The sequence below is a fragment of the Streptomyces sp. NBC_00576 genome, from assembly GCF_036345175.1.
In the GTDB taxonomy this organism is placed as follows: Bacteria; Actinomycetota; Actinomycetes; order Streptomycetales; family Streptomycetaceae; genus Streptomyces.
The window spans coordinates 4,510,812-4,532,944 of record NZ_CP107780.1; the positions used below are offsets into that span (position 1 = coordinate 4,510,812).

General features: G+C 68.7%; 14 protein-coding genes. 4 read left to right on the forward strand and 10 right to left on the reverse strand.

Annotation, left to right across the window (positions count from 1 at the left end; genetic code table 11):
- Positions 1-303: 303 nt before the first annotated feature.
- Both OG734_RS19170 and OG734_RS19175 read left to right on the forward strand, forming a co-directional pair.
- Positions 304-1,281, forward strand: coding sequence for an aldo/keto reductase (locus OG734_RS19170; protein ID WP_330288737.1), 978 nt, complete (start codon positions 304-306; stop codon positions 1,279-1,281).
- Between the two features lie 282 nt (positions 1,282-1,563).
- A complete protein-coding gene (locus OG734_RS19175; protein WP_330288738.1) occupies positions 1,564-2,994 on the forward strand; it encodes an MFS transporter in 1,431 nt (476 codons plus the stop codon).
- 486 nt (positions 2,995-3,480) lie between these two features.
- On the opposite strand, the gene OG734_RS19180 is transcribed toward OG734_RS19175, so the two are convergent.
- From OG734_RS19180 to OG734_RS19205, 6 genes are all read right to left on the reverse strand, one after another.
- On the reverse strand, positions 3,481-6,675 hold the full coding sequence (locus OG734_RS19180; RefSeq protein WP_330288739.1) for an RICIN domain-containing protein: 3,195 nt from the start codon (positions 6,673-6,675) through the stop codon (positions 3,481-3,483).
- An 86-nt stretch (positions 6,676-6,761) separates the two neighbouring features.
- On the reverse strand, positions 6,762-8,531 hold the full coding sequence (locus OG734_RS19185) for an amylo-alpha-1,6-glucosidase (RefSeq protein ID WP_330288740.1): 1,770 nt from the start codon (positions 8,529-8,531) through the stop codon (positions 6,762-6,764).
- A gap of 66 nt (positions 8,532-8,597) precedes the next feature.
- Complete coding sequence (locus OG734_RS19190) at positions 8,598-9,443, reverse strand: carbohydrate ABC transporter permease (RefSeq protein ID WP_330288741.1); 846 nt, start codon at positions 9,441-9,443, stop codon at positions 8,598-8,600.
- Complete coding sequence (locus tag OG734_RS19195; protein WP_330288742.1) at positions 9,440-10,423, reverse strand: carbohydrate ABC transporter permease; 984 nt, start codon at positions 10,421-10,423, stop codon at positions 9,440-9,442. Before OG734_RS19195 ends, OG734_RS19190 begins: the two co-directional genes overlap by 4 nt.
- Before the next feature lie 20 nt (positions 10,424-10,443).
- On the reverse strand, positions 10,444-11,691 hold the full coding sequence (locus OG734_RS19200) for a sugar ABC transporter substrate-binding protein (RefSeq protein ID WP_330288743.1): 1,248 nt from the start codon (positions 11,689-11,691) through the stop codon (positions 10,444-10,446).
- A 140-nt stretch (positions 11,692-11,831) separates the two neighbouring features.
- A complete protein-coding gene (locus OG734_RS19205) occupies positions 11,832-12,887 on the reverse strand; it encodes a LacI family DNA-binding transcriptional regulator (RefSeq protein ID WP_330288744.1) in 1,056 nt (351 codons plus the stop codon).
- A 784-nt stretch (positions 12,888-13,671) separates the two neighbouring features.
- On the opposite strand from OG734_RS19205, the gene OG734_RS19210 reads away from it, so the two are divergent.
- Positions 13,672-16,317 carry a cellulosome protein gene (locus OG734_RS19210; protein WP_330288745.1) on the forward strand — a complete coding sequence of 882 codons (2,646 nt, stop codon included), beginning with the start codon at positions 13,672-13,674 and terminating at the stop codon, positions 16,315-16,317.
- Between the two features lie 1,048 nt (positions 16,318-17,365).
- Here the strand turns inward: OG734_RS19210 and OG734_RS19215 are convergent.
- Positions 17,366-18,346 (reverse strand): aldo/keto reductase, encoded by a 981-nt coding sequence (locus OG734_RS19215; RefSeq protein ID WP_330288746.1) that lies wholly within the window; start codon positions 18,344-18,346, stop codon positions 17,366-17,368.
- Positions 18,347-18,743: 397 nt separating this feature from the next.
- Between OG734_RS19215 and OG734_RS19220 the strand changes: the two genes are divergently transcribed.
- A complete protein-coding gene (locus OG734_RS19220; protein ID WP_330288747.1) occupies positions 18,744-20,120 on the forward strand; it encodes a metallophosphoesterase in 1,377 nt (458 codons plus the stop codon).
- Between the two features lie 177 nt (positions 20,121-20,297).
- On the opposite strand, the gene OG734_RS19225 is transcribed toward OG734_RS19220, so the two are convergent.
- The 3 genes from OG734_RS19225 to OG734_RS19235 all read right to left on the reverse strand — a co-directional run bounded on the left by OG734_RS19225 (position 20,298) and on the right by OG734_RS19235 (position 21,953).
- Positions 20,298-20,762 carry a PaaI family thioesterase gene (locus OG734_RS19225; RefSeq protein WP_443064876.1) on the reverse strand — a complete coding sequence of 155 codons (465 nt, stop codon included), beginning with the start codon at positions 20,760-20,762 and terminating at the stop codon, positions 20,298-20,300.
- A gap of 76 nt (positions 20,763-20,838) precedes the next feature.
- Positions 20,839-20,973, reverse strand: coding sequence for a hypothetical protein (locus OG734_RS19230; RefSeq protein WP_330288748.1), 135 nt, complete (start codon positions 20,971-20,973; stop codon positions 20,839-20,841).
- 92 nt (positions 20,974-21,065) lie between these two features.
- The gene (locus OG734_RS19235) at positions 21,066-21,953 is read right to left on the reverse strand and encodes a helix-turn-helix transcriptional regulator (protein ID WP_330288749.1); all 888 of its coding nucleotides are present in this window, start codon (positions 21,951-21,953) and stop codon (positions 21,066-21,068) included.
- Positions 21,954-22,133: the final 180 nt, after the last annotated feature.

The window sequence follows — 22,133 nt, forward strand, 5'->3', positions numbered from 1 at the left end:
GTGTCGCAGTGCCGTGACCTGCGAGGTAGTCGCATGGGGGGCCCTGTCACACCCCCGAACCGCGCTCCCTGGCTCAACAGGGACTCCCTTGTGGCGGCCGATGCGGGCAGGGTCGATGTTGTTCAGAGACAGGATCGACACGCACCGCGGCACCGCCGCAGGAGGACCCGAGTCCCGCCCGCAGCGACTCGGGGAGCACGACAACCGCTGCTTCTTCTCGTACGAGCCTCCCCGTACGAGCGGCATCCAGCGGGTGGTGCGGACGCGTCCACAGGCAACCGAGAGACATACGGAGCTGTAGCCATGAAGCACATCAAGCTGGGAAGCCTGGACGTTTCCCGCGTCGGTCTGGGCACGATGGGCATGAGCGCCTTCTACACCGGACACAGCGCTGACGACGCCGAGTCGATCCGTACCATCCACCGGGCGTTCGACCTGGGTGTCACCTTCATCGACACCGCCGAGGTCTACGGGCCGTTCACCAACGAGGAACTCGTGGGCCAGGCCGTCAAGGGCCGTCGTGACGAGGTCGTCGTGGCGACGAAGTTCGGATTCCTCTCCCACTCGGGCCGCGCCGCCGGCTCCCTGGACAGCAGCCCCGCGAGCATCCGCACCGCCGTCGAGGGCTCCCTGAAGCGGCTCGGCACCGACTACATCGACCTCTACTACCAGCACCGGGTCGACCCGGACACGCCCATCGAGGACACCGTCGGCGCGCTGGCGGAACTGGTCGCCGAGGGCAAGATCCGCCACATCGGCCTCTCCGAGGCCGGCCCCCAGACGATCCGCCGCGCCCACGCCGTCCACCCGGTCACCGCCGTGCAGTCGGAGTACTCCCTGTGGACCCGTGACCCGGAGGCGGAGGTGCTGACGGTGCTGCGCGAGCTGGGGATCGGCTTCGTGCCCTACTCCCCGCTGGGCCACGGATTCCTCACCGGTCAGATCCGCTCGACGGACGACCTCGCCGACGACGACTGGCGCAAGACCAACCCGCGTTTCATGGGCGAGAACTTCCAGCGCAACCTGCTCGTCGCCGACGAGGTCAAGGCCGTCGCCGACGAGGTCGGAGCCACCCCGGCCCAGGTGGCCCTGGCCTGGCTGCTGGCCCAGGGCGACGACATCGCCCCGATCCCCGGCACCAAGCGCGTCGAGCGTGTCGAGGAGAACACCGCCGCCGACGGCATCGAACTCAGCGCCGAGCAGATCGCCAAGCTCGACAACCTCACCCCGGCCTCCGGAGACAGCCACAACGAGGCGGGCAAGCGGCTCCTGGAGCGCTGACCCGGCTGGCCTCGTGGCCCGCGCCGCCCGTCCCCACCGTGCGGACGGGGGACACCCCCGTATTCCGGCGCAGACCCGCCGTGCGCGGAGGGCATGGGGCAGACAGACGTACGGGCGACGACTGGAAGAGCTACGGCACCCTGTGGATGCGGCACCCGGTAGTGGGCGGCCCCGAAGCAGTGCTTCCCCGTACAGATCTGCCTGCTGCGCGGCGCGCGCGACCCGCGGGCTGGTCGCCGGTCGAAGAGCTCTTCCGTGCTTCCGTTCTCAGGAGTCCTACTCGTGTCCACATCCTTCGCGTCTTCCGAGAGCTCTGCCGGCACTGGCAGCAGTACCGGAGAGCGCGGTACCAGTGCCGGTTGGGCTCTGGCAGCCGCACTGCTCGGCTACTTCGTGATGACGCTCGACGCTCTCGTCGTGAACGTCGCGCTGCCGGCGATCGGCAGTGGCTTCGGCGGTGGCATGACGGGCCTGCAGTGGGTGGTCGACGGTTACACACTGATGTTCGCCGCCCTGCTGCTGTCCGCCGGGTCCATCACCGACCGCGTCGGCGCGCGTCGGGCGTTCGGGGCGGGCCTCGCGGTGTTCGTCGCCGCGTCGGTCTCCTGCGGTCTGGCGCCGAACCTGGGCGTCCTCGTCGGATCGCGGCTGGTGCAGGGCGCAGGTGCTGCGGTGATCGTGCCGGCCTCGCTGGCCCTGATCCGCGAAGCGTTCCCCGACCCTGTCAAGCGGGCCCGGGCGATCTCGGTCTGGGCCCTGGGCGGCTCGGTGGGTGCCGCTGCCGGACCGGTGGCGGGCGGTGTACTCAGCCTGGTCAGCTGGCGGATGATCTTTTTCATCAACCTGCCGGTCGGCCTGCTGGCGCTGTTCCTCCTCGCCCGTACGTCTCGCTCGCCCCGCCGGGCGGCGCCGTTCGACTGGATCGGTCAGATCACCGTGGTGCTGGCGATGGGCGGTCTGACGTATGGCGTGATCGAGGCCGGCGCGGACGGCTTCGGCAAGCTGCGTGTAGTGGTCGCGCTGGCCGTCGCCGTCGTGGCCGCTGCCGTGTTCCTGTTGTCGCAGGCACGCGGGAAGCACCCGATGGTCCCCCTGGAACTGCTCCGTGCCCGGACGATGGCCGTTTCGGTGGGAGTGGGCTTCGCCGTCAACGTCGGCTTCTACGGCATGGTCTTCCTGCTCAGTCTCTACCTCCAGCAGACGCGGAACCTGTCCGCTCTGGAGACCGGCATGGCCTTCCTGCCGATGACCGCGCTGACGGCCGTTCTCAGCCCAGCGGCCGCCTGGCTCACCCAGCGGTTCGGCCCGCGGATGCCGATCATCGGCGGGCAGCTCATGATGTCGGCGGGGCTGGCACTGCTCTGCCTCCCTGCGGCGTCGGCGCCCAGCTGGTTGCTGGTCCTGCTGATGATCCCGGTCGGCACCGGCGGCGTGATCGCCGTACCGGCGATGACCGCGCTGCTCCTGGACCACGTCCCCGCCGAACGTGCCGGCACGGCCAGCGGTGTGTTCAACGCTTCCCGCCAGGTCGGCGGCGCCCTGGCGGTGGCCGTCTTCGGTGCCCTGGTCGCGGACCGGGCGCCCTTCCTTCCCGGTCTGCGCACCAGCCTGCTGATCGCGGCACTTCTGACACTCGCTACCGCCGCCACCAGCCTGCTGCTGAAGCACAGCCCGGCACACTCATCCAGGTCAGGTAAGGAGTCACGCTCATGACGACATGGATCAGCGATGAGCTCGACAGCATCGAGCACACGGAGTTTTGAACTGGTGCTCTGCTCCCCGCCAGGGTCTGCCGACTGGTAACGGGGAACTTCCCGACCAGGGACGCCTCGCATGGAGGGCGCGCGGCTGTGCCTGTCCAGCACTGATCGGGCGAGGCATGGTGCCTGCGGAGGACGGCCCCCGCGGCCCATGACGGATATCTCGCCCAACGGCAGGTCACTGATGCCGACAAGGTTTTCGGGGCGTTCGACCGTCTCACGCTGGTCAAACTCTCCGCCAACCTGTTCGCGAGGAGGCCGCGGAAGGCATGCACGCATTCCGCGAACGCCACCCGCCACGCTGGGCACTCTCCCGCTGAGCCGATCGAGGCCGTCCCTCGACGCCCCGCGGCTTACGAGGCATCGGGTACGCGTCGGGCCCGACCTTACCTGTGGGGCCCGCCGGAGCCAGCCGGAAGACCCCACAGGATGCCGGGCGTCAGCTCTTGCCGAGCAGGCGCCAGATCTGGTTCTTCTTGGTGGTCAAGGTGCTGCCGGTGTCACATGTCCACTGGTGGACGAGGGCGCCGGGTGCGGTGGAGATGGTGCTGACGTCGACGCACTTGCCGCTGTTGAGGGCGACCAGTTGGTAGTCCTGGCTGTTGCCGAGTGCGGTGACGGGCCTGAGGGTGAACCGCTGGTTGGCGGCGCCGAGGCAGGTCCACTGCTGGACGGCGGCCCCGTTGGCCGTGGAGAGAGCGGAGATGTCGAGGCACTTACCGCTGGAGTGGTTGACGACGGTGTAGGTGTCCGTGGCACCGCTGACGGGGTGGAAGTCGAAGACCTGTTCCTGGCCGGTACCGCAGGTGTTCTGCCGGTACTGGGTGCCGTCGGTGGTGGACTGGGCGGGGTCTTCGAGGCAGAGCGAGCTGTGCTGGGCGACGGCCGTGGAGGAGAAGCCGGTCGAGGCACCGATGTGCAGGGCCGCCGGTGCGAAGGAGACCTGGTCAAGGTGGGGTGCGGAGCTGGAGCGCATGGGCTGGCCGATGTCGCTGCCGCCGCCGGAGTAGACCAGGCCGATGGTCGTGCCGTCGTAGTCGTACAGCTGTGAGGCCGTGAACTTGACGGCGTTGGCGCCCTTGGTCAGGGTCACAGGCACGGTGTAGTCGTTGAACTGGTTCCAGTGCAGGGTGCTGGCGAAGTTGACGCGCTTGGCGGCACCGCCGTTGACGCTGACGTCGGCGTGCAGGGCGTACAGGTCGGGGTTGTAGTGGTTGGAGGGCAGTTCCTCGCCGTTGGCGTAGCGCATGGTCATGGCGTACGTGCCGGCCTCGGGCGCGTTGACGTTCAGGGTGAGGGAGTTGGCGGTTCCGTTGCCGATGCCGGTGACGACGCCGCCGTTGGCCTGGCTGTAGGTGGTGTCGGCTGCAGCGGTGCCGGTGAGGGTGCCGTTCTCGGCCTGGTAGGTGACGACGTTGCCGGTGGTGACGGCGTCATCGGCGCTGAACGGGGTGACGGCCAGGTCGTCCAGGGCGAGGGTGCCGCTGGTGCCGGTCACCTTGACCTTGTTGATGCCGGCGCTCAGGTAGACCCGGTTGGCGGAGGTGGACCAGGCGCCTGTCGTCGCGCCGGAGAGGGTCTGGTCGTCGGCGGCCTTGCCGTTCACGGTGAGGGCGGCCTGGCCGGTGTTGCGGTAGCGGGCCGTCAGGTCCGCGTAGCCGTCCCGCTCGGAGTAGACCCAGAACGTGGCGGACTTGCCGGAGGTGAGGTTCACCGCACCGGCGCCGGACTGGCCCTGGGAGGTGTAGGTGGCGGTGGCGCTGTCGGAGAGGTTGGCCTGCTCGGCCTCGTAGAGCGTGGTGCCCTGGACGGCGGCGTCCTGGTACTGGAGGTCGATCTTGTCGATGATGGCGTCGCCGACGGTCTTCGCGTTGTTGTCGCCGGTGGTGGCCAGGGTGATGGTGTGGCTGCCCGCGGTGAGGTGCACGGTGGTGTCACTGTGGCCCCACACCACCCACTGGAAGCCCACCGGTATGTCGATCCTGGTCGAGGCGCCGCCGTCGACCCGCGCATACACGTTCGTCGGGCCCTTGACGTCGGCGTCCTTGGCGTAGCTGTTGCCGAACACCGACAGGTTGTAGTCGCCGGTGGTGGGGACGGAGACGGGGAAGGAGATCACCGTCGTGGACCCGGTGCGCAGACCGCCGACGTCCTTGGTGCCGGACGTGGCGAACTTGTCGAGTCTGCTGGGCGTGCCCTCGGTGTTGATGTTGTAGCCGCTGCCGCTGAGGGTGGCGTTCTCGGCCTCGTAGCTCGCCGACCAGGTGCTGTCGGAGGCAGTGGTGCTGCCGGTGCCGCCCGGGGAGACGATCACCTCGTACGCGGACATCGCGTCGAGGGTGATGGGCAGGGTGATCGAGCCGTCGGATCCCACGGCGACGTCGGCGTCGGAGAGCCGGGTCGGGGTGGCCGCCGCGCCGATATAGCCGCTGTAGCGGTCCTGGAAGACGCTGACGTGCACGGTGCTGCCGAAGACCGCAGGGTCGATGTTCTTGATGACCGTGTCGGAGGCACCGCTCGTGCCGCCCCCGGCGAGGATGACGCGGGCCTGCTTCTTGGCCGTGTCCAGGCTCGCCAGGCCCTGGAGGGTGTACGCGGCGTCGTTCTCGGCGCCGGTGACCTTGACGGTGTTGCCGCTCATGGAGGTGTACCAGTTGTACAGCCACCACTGGGCGTTGGGCGTGTTCTGGGCGGCGGCGGAGTCGCCGAGGTTGCCGTTGATGTTCCAGTACGGCAGGTTGCCGTCGATCTTCTCGTCCTCGATCGCCGAGATCCACTGGACCATCTGGCCGGGGTCGGTCAGGTGGTAGCGGAAGGCGTACTCGTTGAGGTTGATCGGCAGGTGCGAGCCGATCCCCACCGAGGTTTCGGCCGCACGGTAGTTGTCGACGGTGCTGCGCACGTCCGCCGGGCTGCCCAGGGTGTGCCAGGTCGCGATGTCGGGCAGGCAGTTGTTGGCCTTGCAGTAGGTGAGGAAGCCCTTGAGGGCGGACTCCGTGTAGCTGGAGACGTTGGGGCCCGCGATTCGTGCCGTGGGCCAGAGACCCTTGATGAAGTTGTAGGTCTGCAGCCACTCGGCGTTGAAGGCGGCCAGCGGCCCTGCCTGGGTGCGCATGCCCTGGAACCACATGCCGTCGGGCTCGTTGTAGGGGACGAGGACGATCCGGTCCTTGTAGGGGCTGGCCAGTATCTGTTGGATCTGGGTCTTCATCGCGGCCTGGTAGGCGGCGTAGTTGGTCCGTTCGTAGTTGAACGTGCGGTACACGTCCGTCATGTAGATCATGATGTCTTTGCCGCCGCTGTCCGCGAAGGGCTTCGCGATCTCCAGCGCGTCCGAGCCGGGGTGCTGCTGTCCGTCCTGGGCCTTGGTGTTGGTGGTCTGGAGGCCCATTCCCTCGATGAGGTTGTTGGTCGGCACGTCGGGGCCGTACAGGCCGTAGAGCGCTCCGGAGGCACCGAAGTGGAGGGCTCCGGTGGTGGTGCCCAGGTCGACGGTGAGGGTGGGGGTGGCGGCGGAGGCCGGCGTCGCCGTCGCGGTGGTGGCGGCGGCTATGACGGTCAGTGGAATCAGTGTTCGAGTGATGCCGTGGAGGAGGCGTCTCGTAGTCGAGCGCCTTTGCCCGATTCGTGGCATGTGCTTACGTCCCTTCAGGGGTACGGCTGGTTCGTTGCTGCGCCGGCCCCCGTGCCGGACGTGTGGGTGGGCTGTCGCTTCGCTGGTCAGGCGACGGTGGTGGCAGTGGCGTTGCTCCCGGCATCCGCGCGGCGCTGTTGGGCGTCGCGGGCGAGGAGGAGGTAGCTGCTGGCGGTCCAGGTGTAGGCGCGGTCGCGCAGTCCCTGGCCAGTCAGGGCGTCGAAGTTCTCGGCGAAGCCGGAGGTTTCGCACAGGGTTCGGAAGCGGGTGCTGATCTCGTCCGCGAGGCGTTCGTGGCCGGCGCGGCGCAGGCCGTCCTCGATGAGGACGGTGGCGGGGGCCCAGATCGGGCCGCGCCAGTAGCCGTCGGAGCGGTAGTGCGGCGAGGTGGGCAGCTCGGTGGCCAGACCGTGCGAGGTGAGGTGGGCCTCGATGCGGTCGGCCAGGACGCTGCTGACGCTTTCGGGCAGGTACTCGCCCAGCACGATGGGCATCAGGTCGAGCAGGCTGGAGCTGCTCCAGGTGTCGTCGCTGTCCACACCGCGGGCGACGAACCGTTCGCCGGTCCAGAGCTGGTCGAGCATCGCGGCCTGGGTCGCGTCAGCCGAGCGCGTCCAGGTGCGGGCGTCGTCGGGCCGGTCCAGTTCGGCGGCCAGGTCGGCCAGCTCTCGCAGTTGGAGGATGAGGAAGGCGGACAGGTCGGCGGTGACGGCCACGCGGGCGGGGTCGAAAGTGGTGGCGTTGTCCCAGCCGCTGTCGTTGCCGTGTTGGTAGTGGGGCAGGGCGGCTCCGGGTGCACGCCGCGCGGTGAGCCAGAAGTCCGTCCAGCGGGTCAGTCTGTCGTACGCCTCGGTCAGTTGCGCCGGGGTGAGCGACTCGGGGAGCCGTTGGCGCAGGTGACCGAAGGCCCAGCCGTGGATGGGCGGTTTGACGAAGTTGTACAGGACCTCGGAGTGGGTGACCGAGTCGGGCAGGGCTCCCGTCTCGTCCTGGTGGTCGAAGGGCAGTGAGAACTGGTCCCAGGCGAGACCGGGGCAACCGGGGGCCAGGGCAAGGGCATTGAAGCAGTGGTCCCAGCTCCACACCTTGTCCATCCAGTGCTTGGACATCAGTACGGCGGGCCGGGTGACCAGGCCCGCCGGGCGGACGGTCGCCGACCACACCACGTAGGCGGCGAGTTGGGCGGCCGGGGTGGCGGCCGAGCGCCATGGGGCGACCGCGTCGAGGAACTCGGCGAACGACTGCCGCGAGGCCTCCACGACCTCTCCGAACGACGCCGACGAGCGGAAGGGCGCTCGCGCACTGTCGAGTTCCTCGACCGCGACCTCCCACGAGCCGTCGGCCCCGCCGGTGACCGTGAGACCGCGCTCCCCGGCGCCCAGGGACTGGGAGCCGGTCACGTCGGCGAGCGTGCCGGACAGCACGGTGACGCGGTAGCGGCGCCCGGTCTCGTAGGAGGTGAACACGTGCGCGCCGTCCACCGGGTCGCGGTAGAAGTACGTCCCGCTGAACGGGGTCAGGGCGCGAGCCGCCGCGCTGATGCCGAACCCGAGACCGGTGCCGTGCACGCGTACGGTGTCCGGCGACTCGTAGGCGAGATCGATACGCCCGTCCGCACCCGTCCAGCTGAGCAGGCCCGGGGTCGCCTCGACGCGGGTCTCCGCCCGCTCGCCCGTCGCCGCGTCGAGGGGGATCAGGCTCAGGACGGCGTGCATGCCGTTCTGGTGCGAGACGAGGTGAAGGTCCTCGGCGCGCGTCTTCTCCGCCAGTACGGGAGAGATGCCGAACCAGGAGCCGTGCGCGCTGAACGGGATGTCGTGGACGGAGAAGGCCGGGCCGGACGGAACGGCGGTCATGAAGGCGGCACTCATTTCTTGAGCAGGGGTGATCGGCGGTCGGCCGGGCGGGGCGACGGTCCGGGGTCAGTCCTTGACGGCGCCGGCGGTCACGCCGGCGGCGACGTAGCGCTGGGCGAGGACGAGGATGACCGTGGCGGGCAGTGAGGCGACGACGGCGGTGGCCATGATGGCGTTCCACTGCTGGTTGTTGTTGCCGATGTAGTGGTAGATGCCGAGGGTGATCGGTTCGTGGGCGCCGCCGTTGGCGAGGGTGCTGGCGAAGATGAAGTCGGACCAGGACCACAGGAACGCGAACAGTGACACGGTGACGATCGAGTTGCGGCTCATCGGCAGCACGATCGACCAGAACGTGCGCAGGGCCCTTGCTCCGTCCATCTGCGCGGCCTGGATCAGCTCGCCGGGGATGCCGGACATGAACGCGGTGAAGATCAGTACGGCGAAGGGGACGGCCAGGGTGGAGTCGGCGATGATCAGGCCGGGGACGGACTGGAGCAGGCCCAGGCTGAGGTAGATGGCGTAGAAGCCCATCGCCATGATGATGCCGGGGACCATCTGGGCGACCAGGAGAAGGAAGCTGAGCACACCCCCGCCGCGCGGGCGGAGTTTCGCCAGCGCGTAGCCGGCGGGCGCGGCCAGTGCCACGGTCAGTACGACGGTGCCCAGGCCGATGACCAGGCTCGTGCCGAGGTAGGGCAACTGCTGGTCGAACACGGCGCGGTAGCCCTCCAGCGTGCCGTGGACCGGGAACAGATCGGGCGGGGACTTGCGCATGTCCTGGTCACGGGTGAAGGACACATTCACCATCCAGTACACCGGGAAGAGCATGACCGCGGTGAGGAGGACGCCGACGGTCGTCTTGACCCACGTGCGGTCGCGGCGCTTCAGGGTGTCAACGGCGGTTGCGGTCATGACAGGGCCTGCTTTCGCTGGACCTTCAGGTAGATCAGGCCGAAGACCAGGGCGGCGACGACGAGCAGGTTGCCGACGGCCGCTCCTGGGCCGAAGGCGGGCAGCAGGTTGCCGAAGCCGAGCTGGTAGGACCAGGTGGCGAAGGTGGTGGAGGAGTCGGCCGGGCCGCCCTTGGTCATGATCCAGATGATGTCGAAGACCTTGAGCGTGTAGACGAGGCCGAGGAGCAGGGTGATCGCGGACACCGGGCGCAGCAGCGGGAAGGTGATGCTCCAGAACCGCCGCCAGGGGCCCGCGCCGTCGAGGGCGGCGGCCTCGTACAGGCTGGTGGGGATGGACTGCAGGCCGCTGTAGAGCACGACCAGGTTGAAGGGGACGCCGATCCAGACGTTCGCGATGATCACCGAGGCCAGCGACCAGGACGGCGAGGTCAGCCAGTTCACCGGACCGATACCGACGGCGTGCAGGGTGGCGTTGACGACGCCGGAGTCGCTGTTGAGCATCCACGACCAGGTGGAGGCCGACACGATCAATGGCAGCAGCCAGGGCACCAGGAACAGGGCGCGCAGGGTGGCCGAGAGCCGGAAGTGCTGGTTGAAGAAGACGGCGAGAGCCAGCCCGATCGCGTACTGGAAGACCAGGCACACGGCGGTGAACACCACGGTGTGCAGCAGCGCCGGAGCGAACGTCGGATCATCGAAGACGGCCCTGTAGTTCGCCAGGCCCGTGAAGGGCGCGTCCCCCTGCACGAACGAGCGGACCGTGTAGTTGCGCAGGCTCAGATCGATGTTGCGGTAGAGCGGATAGGCGTAGAAGAGGACGAGGTACAGGGTGACCGGGGCGAGGAAGGCCCAGGCGGCCCACTGCTGGGAGGCGGGACGCCGACGCGTGGCGGCGCGGGCCGGGGGCGGGGCGGCAGTCGCCGCCCCGTTCCGGCCGCGTGCCGGCAGCGCATCCGGCGGTGGTGTCGTGCGGTTCATCAACGGGCCTCTGGCACTGGTTACTTGGCGGCGGACTGGGCGGCCGTGAGCGCGTCCTTCGGTGACGCCGACCCGCTCAGCGCGGACTGGACCGCCTTCCACAACTGCTCGGAGATCTTGGGGTACTTGGTGCCCAGGTCGTCGCTGGTGCGTCCCTTGGCCGCCTTGACCGCGTCGACCCACGGCTTGAGCTCGGCGTTCGCGGCGACCTGCTTGTCCTGCACCTCGGTGGTCGGGGCCACGTACGACAGGGTCGTGTCGGTGGCGAGGAGGTTGTCGGTGCTGGTCAGGCAGGTCACGAGCTTCTGGGAGGTGGCGTAGCGGCCGGTCTCGCCCTGGACCGGGACGGTGACGAACTCGCCGCCCGTCGGGGCCGCCGCGTTGCCCCCGGTGGAGGCGGGGACGGGGATCACGCCGTACTCGAAGCCGGCCTTCTGCGCGTTGGCGAGCTGCCAGGTGCCGTTCTCGGCGAACGCGTAGTCGCCGCTCGCGAACTCCTGCCAGCTGGTCGTCTGGGTGTTGTTGATGACCGAGTTGGGGGCGTAGCCCTTGTCCAGCCAGTCCTTCCACAGCGACAGCGCGGACGTCGCCTCGGACGAGGCGACGTCAGTGAGCTGCGCGCCCGAGCCCCAGAACCAGGGCAGGAACTGGAAGCTGCCCTCCTCCGTGCCGATCGCCGAGAAGGTGATGCCCTTCTTCCCGGCCTTCTCGACCTTCGCCAGCGCCGCCGTAAGCGAGGCCCAGTCCTTGACCGAGGCGATGTCGACGCCGGCCTCCTTCAGCACCGCCTTGTTGTAGTAGAGGGCGAGGGTGTTGGCGCCGACCGGCGTGCCGTACGTCTTCCCACCCGACTGACCGGCCCCGAGCAGGTTGGCGTCGACGGCCGAGGTGTCGATCTTGTTGTCGTCGGTCGTGGTCAGCACCCCTGCCTCGGCCAGGGTGGAGACGACCGGGTTGTCGACGATGAGGACGTCCGCCGAGTTGTCCTGCTGCGCCGCCAGCAGTGCCTTGTTCGTCAGGTCGCTGGTGTCGAACGCGGTCCGCTTGATCTTCACGCCTGCCTCGGTGCCACAGGCGTCCAGCAGCTTCGCCCACGCCGAGCTCTTGTCGAACTGCGGGTACGGGTCCCAGATCGTGTACGTACCGCCGCCGTCCGCGGCCTTCGCGGAGGTGTCGCTCTTGCCGGAGCCGCAGGCGGTGGCGCTGGCGGTGACGGCGACGACGGTCAGGACTGCGGCGGTGAGACGCCGTCTGGCAGATCGGTTCATTGCGTGTTCCTCATGGTTTTTGGCACAGGTGTGCCCTGGGAGGGTGATCGGGGCCTGTCGGCCTCGCCGCCCCCGGACGGTGACTTGCGTAGTCGGCCGGTACGGGGTGCGGAGGTGAAGGGGAGTGTGCGGGGTGATAGTCAGGGGTGCGTCTGGACGCCGAAGTCCGGAGCCGGGTCGGCCGACCTGGCGCCGACGGGCCCAGTGCTGGCTCGCAACGAAATCGGCGGCGCGAGCAGGTGGGACCGGGCCGGTGTGCCGGGGTGGTCGAGCCGCTCGACGAGCAGGTCGACGGCAAGGCGGCCCATCTGTTCCGCCGGCACGTCCGCAGCGGTGAGCTGCGGGGTCACCGTCTCCGCCCACCTGCTGGCCACCACTCCGGTGACGGAGAAGTCGCGTGGCACATGGAGACCGGCCTCGGCCAGCCCCCGGTACAGCCCGCCGAGCGCGGCCTCGTTCAAAGTGACCAGAGCCGTGGTGGCCGGGTCGTCGTGCAGGATCCGCTCCAGACAGGCCAGGCCCGAGGCGGCGTCGTCACCGCAGCAGTACGTCCGGACGGTGAGCCCGCGTTCCGCTGCGGCCTTGGTGAACCCGTCCAGCCCGCGCCGGGCCGACTCGTACCCGGCCCGCAGCAGTTGCTCGGGCCGGTTGACGAAGGCCACCCGGCGGTGACCGAGATCGGCGAGGTGGTGCACACAGGCCGCCGCGAGTGCCGTGTGGTCCAGGCCCACCCACCAGCTGCCCTCCGGGTGGGCGGTGCGGCCGATGGCGACGGAGGGGAAATCCACCGCGGTGAGATGGTCGAGCCGGTCGTCCTCCAGCCTGATCTCCATCAGGATCGTGCCGTCGACCCGCCGCTCCCCCAGCAGCCGCTGGAACGAGCGGTCGCTGTCCACACCGCTCGGAGAAAGCAGCACGTCGTAGTCGTGGGCCGCGGCGGCCTCGGTGACGCTGCCGATGAAGTCCAGCTGCATGCCGGTGTAGTGGTTCCCGGCGGGCGGGAAGACCAGACCGATGGTGTTGGTCCGGCCGTTGGCCAGGGCCCGCGCACTCGCGTTGGGCTGGTAACCCAGCTCGTCGATGACCCGCTGGATCCTCTGGCGGGTGTCCTCGGACACCGGGCGCTTCCCGCTCAGGGCGTAGGACACGGTGCTCCGCGAGACACCGGCCCGCTTGGCGATCTCACCGATGTTCACGGGACTCCTTGCTGAGAGCGGTCGAATCGGTTCGATGATTCCAGCGAACAAAATCGGCCAGACACCGATCATCGAACCGGTTCGCGTGAAGTGAAGGTAGGAGCAACTCGGACGAGTGTCAACGCCCCGCGTCAAATTTCTCGTAACGGGCCGGAAACCTCGACATGCGGAGGCGTGACGCCTGGTCAGCCTGGGTTCACACGCCCTCACCAGGAGGCCGGGCGCCGCATTCGGCGGGACGGGACACCCCGCGCCGCCAGGGACGCCCGGCCATGCCCGACCGAAGAGATCTATGTCAGGGGTATTGCTGGCTGGTTTCCTCGATGCTAGCTTCCCCGAACCGGTTCGACGAACCATCAAGAGGTCATGACCGCTGTCGAGGCGCCGCTCACACGTCGGAGCGTCGCCGGGGCCCTTACCCCCTAATACATCCGCCGCCCAGAGCTCCCCCTCCGGGCGGCGGATGCCACCGAGTGGCCGTCGCGCTCGTACGTGGCGGTGGTGCCTCGCTGACTCGGCGCACCCGCCGCAACGGCATGCGGTTCGCTTCCCGAAGGCCGGCCGAGTGCGTCCGTAACCCGGAACCTGAGCGCCGCCGAACCGGGGGGCTCCTGTCGCGCGGCCCATGTCGAACCGACTCACCCCCTGGCGGGACATGGCCGGACCACCGCACGGACCCGCCCCGTCCCGCATGAAACGCATCCGATCCAGCATCCGAGATGTCATGGAATCCACGGAGACCTCAGTGAGACAACGACAAAGAACGACGGGAGCCGGCGTCATCATGGCCGCAGTCCTCGCCACCATGCTCGCCATCCCCTCCGCGGGCACGGCCCAGGCGGCCGATCCGGAACAGCTCGTCATCGATCTCGCCACCGACACGGGCGCTTTCCACGGCGGTGCCTCCGGCTCGCTGTACGGGATCTACGGCGACGGCGCGCCGAGCCGCAACCTCATCGAGGGCATGCACCTGCGCACGGTGTCCACCAAGGCGCAGGACGGGCCGCAGCACCCGGGTGCGGACGCGCTGGAGATCCTGCCGCCGTTCGTGGACTCGGGCGGCAAGGACGTCTACATCTACATGACCGACATCTACCGAGGGTTCCCGTACCAGTGGCCGGGCGCCAACGGCCCCGAGCGGCTCGCGGACTTCAAGGAGAAGATCAAGAAGCAGGTCGCTCAGGTCAAGACAACGGGCGACTACAAGGACCACGTCGTCTACGTCCCCTTCAACGAACCCGAGGGGAACATGTTCGGCTCGGGCGCGTGGAGCTACAACAACGTCTCTTGGCTGAACAATCCGCAGTACTTCTTCGCGGCGTGGAAGGAGACCTACCACCTCATCAAGAGCCTGGACCCGGACGCGCGGATCGCCGGCCCGAACACCTCCCTCCTCTTCGACCAGGTCAAGGGCTTCCTGCAGTACGCCAAGGCCAATGACGTCGTCCCGGACGTGATGACCTGGCACGAGCTGTCCAGCCCCGCCGCGGTCCGCACCAGCGTGGCCAAGTACCGGCAGTGGGAGAAAGAGGTCGGCATCGACCCGCTGCCGATCAACGTCAACGAGTACGGCCACAACTACCACCTCTCCGTGCCCGGCCAGGTCATTCAGTGGGTCTCCGCCATCGAGGAGTCGAAGATCGACGCCGACCTGGCGTACTGGAACATCGACGGCAACCTCAACGACTCGGCCGTCGACGCCAACAAGGGCAACGGCCAGTGGTGGCTGTTCAACGCCTACGGGCAGATGTCCGGGCACACGGTGCAGGTGACCGCTCCCCATCCGAACCAGCAGTACACGCTCCAGGGCGTGGCCACGCTCGACGCGGACAAGAAGCAGTCCCGGGCGCTCTTCGGCGGCAAAAGCGGTGACGCGAACGTCGTCTTCGACAACGTCGACCCGAAGCTGTTCGGGAAGACGGTGCACGCCACCGTGCAGGAGATCCCCTGGACCGGGCAGGTCGGCGACTCGGCCGAACCGCTGCGGCTCGCGGACCAGGAGGTCACCGTCGGCACGGACGGCACGGTGACCCTGCCGATGACCGGCATGAACGAGATGTCCGCCTACCAGGTCATCCTCTCCCCCGGCGGCAACGGCGGAGAGCCGGCCGAGCCCTCCGTCAGCTGGCGGAAGTCCTACGAGGCGGAGAACGCCACCTACACCGGCAGCGGCTACTCCAAGAACGGACCCGAGGGCACACCCTCCAACGTCGGCAAGTTCGCGACCAGCGGCAACTACAACGTCGGCGGCCTGCGCACCGACTCCGACGGCGTGCTCTCCTTCGACGTTGACGTCCCGCAAACCGGCACCTACGACCTCAGCGTCTTCGCCAACTCCTACAACCTGGACGGCCGGGTGAGGGAACAGGGCCCCACCAACGTCTTCCTGCGCGTGGACGGCAAGGACCCGCAGGAGCTGCGCCTGACGCTCGGCTACAAGTGGGTGGTCTGGGGCCACACCGACACCACCGTGAAGCTGACTGCCGGCAAGCACAAGATCACGCTCGCCGCGAAGGACGCCGACCTGGGCGTCACCAAGGGCGACGCGATCATCGACAAGATCGACCTGGCCCTGCGCGACGACAACGTGACCCGGCCGGCGATCTACGAGGCCGAGTACGCCACCCTCACCGGAACCCGGCCCGGCTACACCCACCCCGAAGCCTCGGGACCGGGCGCGGTGCCGCTGCCCAAGGGCGCCTCCGCGACCTTCTGGGTCCACTCCTCCACCGACGGTGAGGCGACGGTCTCCCTCGACCACCTCGGCGGCGGCAAGGCGAAGGTGTCCCTCAACGGCGACACGCTCGATATCCCCAAGGTGGGCGCCGGCAAGAAGGGCACGGACGTCGTACGGGTTTTCCTGTCCGCGGGCATCAACAAGATCACCGTCACCGGCACCAAGAAGAACCTGGTCCTCGACCGGCTGCGGGTCGCGGCGTCGAGCGGCAACCTGGCGACCAAGGTGTACCAGGCGGAGGGCGGCACCCTGAGCGGCGCCGCCAAGGCCACCGAGGCGTACACCTTCGCCACCGGCGGCAAGGCGGTCACCGACATCGGAGACGGAAAGGCCAACGCCCTCACCCTCGACATCGTCGCCAAGCGGGCCGGACAGCACGCGGTGACCATCCGCTACTCCAACGCCGAACAGGCACCCGCCACCCACTACAACCCCGACCCGATCGCCCGCCACGCCGACCTCTCGGTCAACGGTGGACCGGCACGCCAGATCCTGTTCCCGACCACCTTCCACTTCAACAGCTTCCGTGACCTGACCGTCCCGGTCACCCTCAAGAAGGGCACGAACCGACTCACCTTCACAGCCGAGGAGCTGCCCGACTTCAACGGCGACACCTACAACCAGTACGACCAGCGATCCCCCTACGCGCCGGTGATCGACCAGGTCGCCGTCACACCGCTGACGGAGAAGTAGCAGCCCGGCTCATCGGAACGCCCAGGTGCCAACCGGACCCCGGTCGGCACCTGGGTTCGACGGATTCCGTGGCTCCGGAGTGGATCGGCCTTGCCGCAACTACCTCTCAAGCGAGCAGGCCCAACCGCACCCACAGCTCAAGACAGTCGGCCCACGGTTATTCGATCTGTTGGTCGTTGATGGACCGCATTGAGTCAGAACTGCGATCGGGAGGCGGTCGCTTTTCGAGGTCGATTCTCTATCGTGGGTTCTGTCTGCCGCTGTCGTTCTACACGGCCGACGAAGAACACGTCTTCCGGCCGTATCGCGGGGGTCGAGAACTTCGTGATTCTGCGACCCGTTTCCGTTGCGCCGCCGAGTCGGCCGATCGATGACGAAATGGGCGTCACGCGGCGGTCCGCACGCGACTGCAAAGCAGGCCCGCGCCCAGCCTCATACGAAGCCCGTCAGACACAGCCCCGGCGCATAGAGGCGATCCGCCCGGTCAGCCGCTCATCGTCCGTGACAGCGAGGCCTCCGGCGTGGCAGAGAGCGAGGCCCAACCACCCCGGAGGCCTCACCTTCGGTCATCGAGGAACACAGGTCGATCCGTTGAAGACGGAGCCTGCGGAGCAGCTCGTCGAGCCGTGCACAGAGCCCGCGTAGGCCGGCGCCTGCGAGAACAGCGCGGCTCCGAGGATGCCGCACACCGCGGCGGCCATCACGGCCGCCTTACGGGGTTTGCTGAGGATTGCACTCAGGCTCAGTTACCTCTCGACGCAATAGATGGCGTGTTGGCCTCGCCAGGCAACGACCATTCTCCAGTGCCAGTGCCGGTAATGCTGCTGCGGGACCGCAGCAGCGCCTGTACGGGGGCGAGAAGAGGAACTGACGCAGGCAGCGTCGGGCATCACACAACGACTTGCATCGCAACACCGCTCGCGACCGCAATGGCCGCGAGCCCTGCCGGGGAACGCATCCTGGACGCCGATACCGGCGGAATCAGCGGCTGCTCGTGCCCGGCGCGAGCAGCCGCCTCAGTCGTTTCGGAGACTGCGCCGCACAGCGGTCAGCCCTCGATGCCGGCCATGCTCGCCTCGTTGTGACGCTCACCCGAGGCGGGGGTGAGGTTGTTCAGGCGGTCGAGCTGAGCGGCGCTGAGCTCGATGCCGTCGGCGGCCGTGTTCTCCTCGACGCGCGCGACCCGCCGGGTGCCGGGGATGGGGGCGATGTCGTCGCCGCGGGTCAGCAGCCATGCCAGCGCGGTCTGCGCGGGGGTGGCTCCGATCTCGGCGCCGATGGCCTGCACTTCGTCGACGATGCGCAGGTTGCGCTGGAAGTTCTCGCCGATGAAGCGTGGGTTGGACTTGCGCCAGTCGTCGTCAGCGAAGTCGTCGACCGTGCGGATCTGCCCGGTCAGCAGGCCGTGCCCGAGCGGCGAGTACGGAACGAAGCCGATGCCGAGCTCGCGCAGCAGTGGGAGGATCTCGGCCTCGACGTCGCGGGTCCACAGCGAGTACTCGGTCTGCAGTGCAGCCACCGGGTGCACGGCGTGCGCGCGGCGGATCGTCTCGGGGCCGGCCTCGGAGAGCCCGATGTGGCGCACCTTGCCCTCGGCGACCAGCTCGGCCAGCGCGCCGACGGTCTCCTCGATGGGCGTGCTCCGGTCGACGCGGTGCTGGTAGTACAGGTCGATGTGGTCGGTGCCCAGCCGCTTGAGGGAGCCCTCGACGGCGGTCCTCACGTTGGCGGCGCTGCTGTCGGTGACGCCGGGGCCGCCACCGGAGTGGGAGACGAGCCCGAACTTCGTCGCCACGACGACGTCGTCGCGCCGGCCCTTGATGGCCTTGCCGACGAGCTCCTCGCTGTGGAAGGGGCCGTAGATCTCGGCGGTGTCGATGTGGGTGACCCCGAGGTCCAGCGCCCGGTGGATGGTCCGGATCGACTCGGAGTCGTCGAGCCCTCCGCCGGTGGTGTAGGTGCCGGCCATCGTCATGGCGCCCAGACCGATGCGCGAAACATCCAGTCCGCCCAGCGATACGTGCTTCATCAGGTATTCCTTGCGGTAGCGATCGTCAGGCCCAGTCGGTGATCATGACCTGTAAATGCATGATCAGTGCGGTGCGGTGGGCCCGCCATCCAGACAACCACCCGAGGACCTCGCGCGGGCGCCCGTACGGGGGCCTGTTCTTCCGGGGGTCTGGCAGTACCCCTTTCACGGGGGAAGAGGGGCGGAGGTCCGCCGTACGGTGAGTGCATGGACCGCAGCACCCAGATCCGTGAGTTCCTGCGCAGCACGCTGCCTGACATGTCGGGGGCCGCCGACGGGTCGTCGCTCCGCGGGCTGTGACGGGCACCGCCCGACAGGTCATCAGACGCGGTCGGTCACACGTCGTCGTGGGAGCCATGCGTCCCATGAACGTCTCAAGGAAGGACTGCGCCCAGCCGTGGTCATCGTCGTCCCCCTCGTCTGGATCGCGCTGCTGACGGCGTTCGGCGCGCTTCACCTGTACGCCTGGCGCCGTCTCGTACGCGACACGACACCCCTGGGCTCGCTCCTGCGGCGAGCCGGAAGCTCTGTCTTCGTGGCCGGGCCGCTGCTGACCGTTGGCGCCCTGGCAGCCGAGACGAGAGCCCCGTTCCTACTCGAACAGAGCCTTGCCTGGCCTGGGTACCTGTGGATGGCGCTGTTCCTGTACCTCGTGCTCGCGCTGCTCGCGGGTGAGGCCGTCCGGCCTGTGCTGCGGCGCCTCCTCGTACGGCGGGACACCGGCACGCACGAGGACACCCCCGTGGCGGTGGGGACTGTCGCCACCCCGCCCGGCGGGTCCAGGGCGGATCGGAACCCGGAACTCGTCGCCCCCGTGGAGCCCAGGCTGGTGACGGACGCGCACGGCGGGTCCGGAACCGTCACTCCGGACATCGCGGCACCCGAAACCGTGGCGGAGCACCCGCGCACACCTGAGGTCGGTTCCCCGCCGCGCCCCGGAACGGCGAGTACCTCGCGTCGCCTGTTCGTCTCCCGTGTCGTGGGCGGTACCGCCGCGGCCGTCGCCGTCGGCACGGTCGGCCACGGTACGTACAGCGTGCTCCGCGGCCCCAAGGTGAAGCGCCTCACGGTTCCGCTGGCCAAACTCCCGCGCAGCGCGCACGGGTTCAGGATCGCCGTGGTCAGCGACATCCACCTCGGCCCGGTTCTGGGCCGCGGCTTCGCCCAGAAGGTCGTCGACACGATCAACGCCACCCAGCCCGACCTCATCGCCGTCGTCGGCGACCTGGTCGACGGCAGCGTCGAGGACCTCGGCCGGGCCGCCGAACCCCTAACACAGCTGCGAGCGCGCCACGGAGCGTTCTTCGTCACCGGCAACCACGAGTACTTCTCCGGCGCCGAGCAATGGGTCGAGAAAGTGCGGGATCTGGGATTGCGGCCGCTGGAGAACGCCCGCACGGAAATGCCCGGCTTCGACCTGGCGGGTGTCAACGACCTGGCCGGCACGGATGAGGGCCAGGGCCCCGATTTCACCCGGGCCCTCGGCGACCGCGACCGCTCCCGCGCCGCCGTCCTCCTCGCCCACCAGCCCGTCGTCATCCATGACGCCGTCCGTCACGGCGTCGATCTCCAGCTGTCCGGCCATACCCACGGCGGCCAGCTGTGGCCCGGCAACCTCATCGCCGAACTGGCGAACCCGACGGTCGCGGGCCTGGAACGCTACGGCGACACCCAGCTCTACGTCAGCCGCGGCGCCGGAGCCTGGGGCCCGCCGGTCCGCGTAGGCGCGCCCTCGGACATCACCGTTGTTGAACTCGCCTCGAGTCAGGCCTGATTCAGCCTCGGCCTTACCAACCGCAGTAGCTCGTTGACTGGCTCTGAACTGCGACGATTCGTAGATTGCGTGTCTGCGAGGGGAGTTGCAGCCGTTGCCGGAACTCGGTTGAGTGATGTCATGCCTGGGCTCTATCGGGTACGGCGGCCGGTCTCGGCCCGCCGGGATGATGAGCGCCTACGGTGCGAGGGTGTCCACGCGGATCATGGTCTGCTGACCGGTCGCGACGAGTTTGGCCTGCCCGTCGCGTATTCCGAACACTTCCAGTCGGCACACGGTGAGCGTACGTCCTGACTTCAAGACCGTGCCCACCGCTTCGATCTGATCGCCAAGGGCGGGCGAGAGGAGGTTGAGCTTGTACTCGACGGTGAGGCCTTCGCTGTTCTCGGGGAACAGGGTGAGTGCGGCATAGCCGCCGGCACTGTCCGCGATGGCGCTGGTGGCGCCGGCGTGGATATAGCCGTGCTGCTGGGTCACTTCGGGTCGGCTTGGCAGGACGATACGAACACGGCCCGGGGCAATTTCGGTGATCTCAGCGCCGAGGTGGCGCATTAGGCCCTGGCGGGCGAAGCTGTCCCGGACGCGCGCCTGAGTCTGAGGGCTCGCTTCTTGCTGTTCCTGCGCGGGGTGCTCTCGCATCATTCTCCTTCATGGTGCCGCCACGCGGGCTGGGATCACCAGCCAGCCGGACGCGGCGCGGGGCATCGGATGGGTGAGATTAGCGTTCCAGGAGCCGCTTGCCCGCCTCGTTGTGGCTGTTGCTGGCTGCTGGGCTGGCTGCCGGGGTGAGGTTGTCGAGATTGGCGAGCTGGTCGGCACTCAGTTCGATGCCGGGCAAAACGGTGCTCCCCACGGCGCCATCGAAAGTGTCGGCGCCCATGACGGCGCGATGGCATCGGCAGTATCGAGGCCTCGCAGCACGGTGGCGCAGTCGCCTTGCGATGGTCAGTCGGCTGGTTTGTGTGCCTGTTCGGGGGCGAGTGGTGCGGCGGTAGGGGTGTTGGTCCAGCTGGCGAGGATGCCGATGGCCTCGGCGGAGGGGGACGCAGGTTCGGGGGTGTAGATGATGAGGTTCTGGTCTGCGTCGCCTTCGACGGCGAGGACGACGTACTCAAGGGTGAGGTCGCCGACGAGGGGGTGGTGGAGGCGTTTGCTGCCGGTGGTGTGGGCGAGGACGTCGTGGTCGGCCCACAGACGGCGGAAGGTGTCGCTGTGCAGGGACAGCTCGCCGATCAGCTCGGTGAGCTGCGGGTCGTCGGGATGGCGTCCGGCGTACAGGCGCAGCGTGGCCACACAGTCCCCGGCAACGCGTTCCCAGTCGGTGTACAACGCGGAGGCGGCCTCGTCGAGGAAGACGAAGCGTGCGGCGTTGCGCTCGCGGTGGGGCCGGGCCTGGAAGTCCGCGATGAGGGCGTAACCGAGTCGGTTCGCCGCCAGGATGTCCATGCGCCGCCCCTGCACCATGGCGGGGACTGCGAGTGCGTCCAGCGCCCGGTACACGGCCGGGCGCACGCGCTGCGGCGCCGGTGGCCGCCGACTCCGTGCACGGGCCGCGGTGGGCCGGGCGAGATCGAAGAGGTGGGCGCGTTCGGTGTCGTCCAGCTGCAGGGCGCGGGCAACGGCATCCAGGACGGTTTGGGAGACGCCCTGGGAGCGGCCCCGCTCCAGACGGACGTAGTAGTCGACGCTGACCCCGGCGAGCTGGGCGACCTCCTCGCGGCGCAGCCCCGGCACCCGACGGGCGCCCGGATGCGGGGCGAGGCCGGCCTGCTCGGGGGTGACCCGGGCCCGGCGGGTGCGCAGGAACTCACGGATCTCGGTGCTGCGGTCCATGCACTCACCGTACGGCGGACTTCCGCCCCCTCACCCCTTGAAAGGGGTACTGCCAGACCCCCGGAAGAACGGGCGCCCGCGCGAGGCCGCGCGAGCGGTGGGCGGTGGTGAGATCCGGGGTCACCGTCCTGGCCCGGGCCCGTCTCACGGCGGCGGGACTGCCCGCACCGCGTACTCATC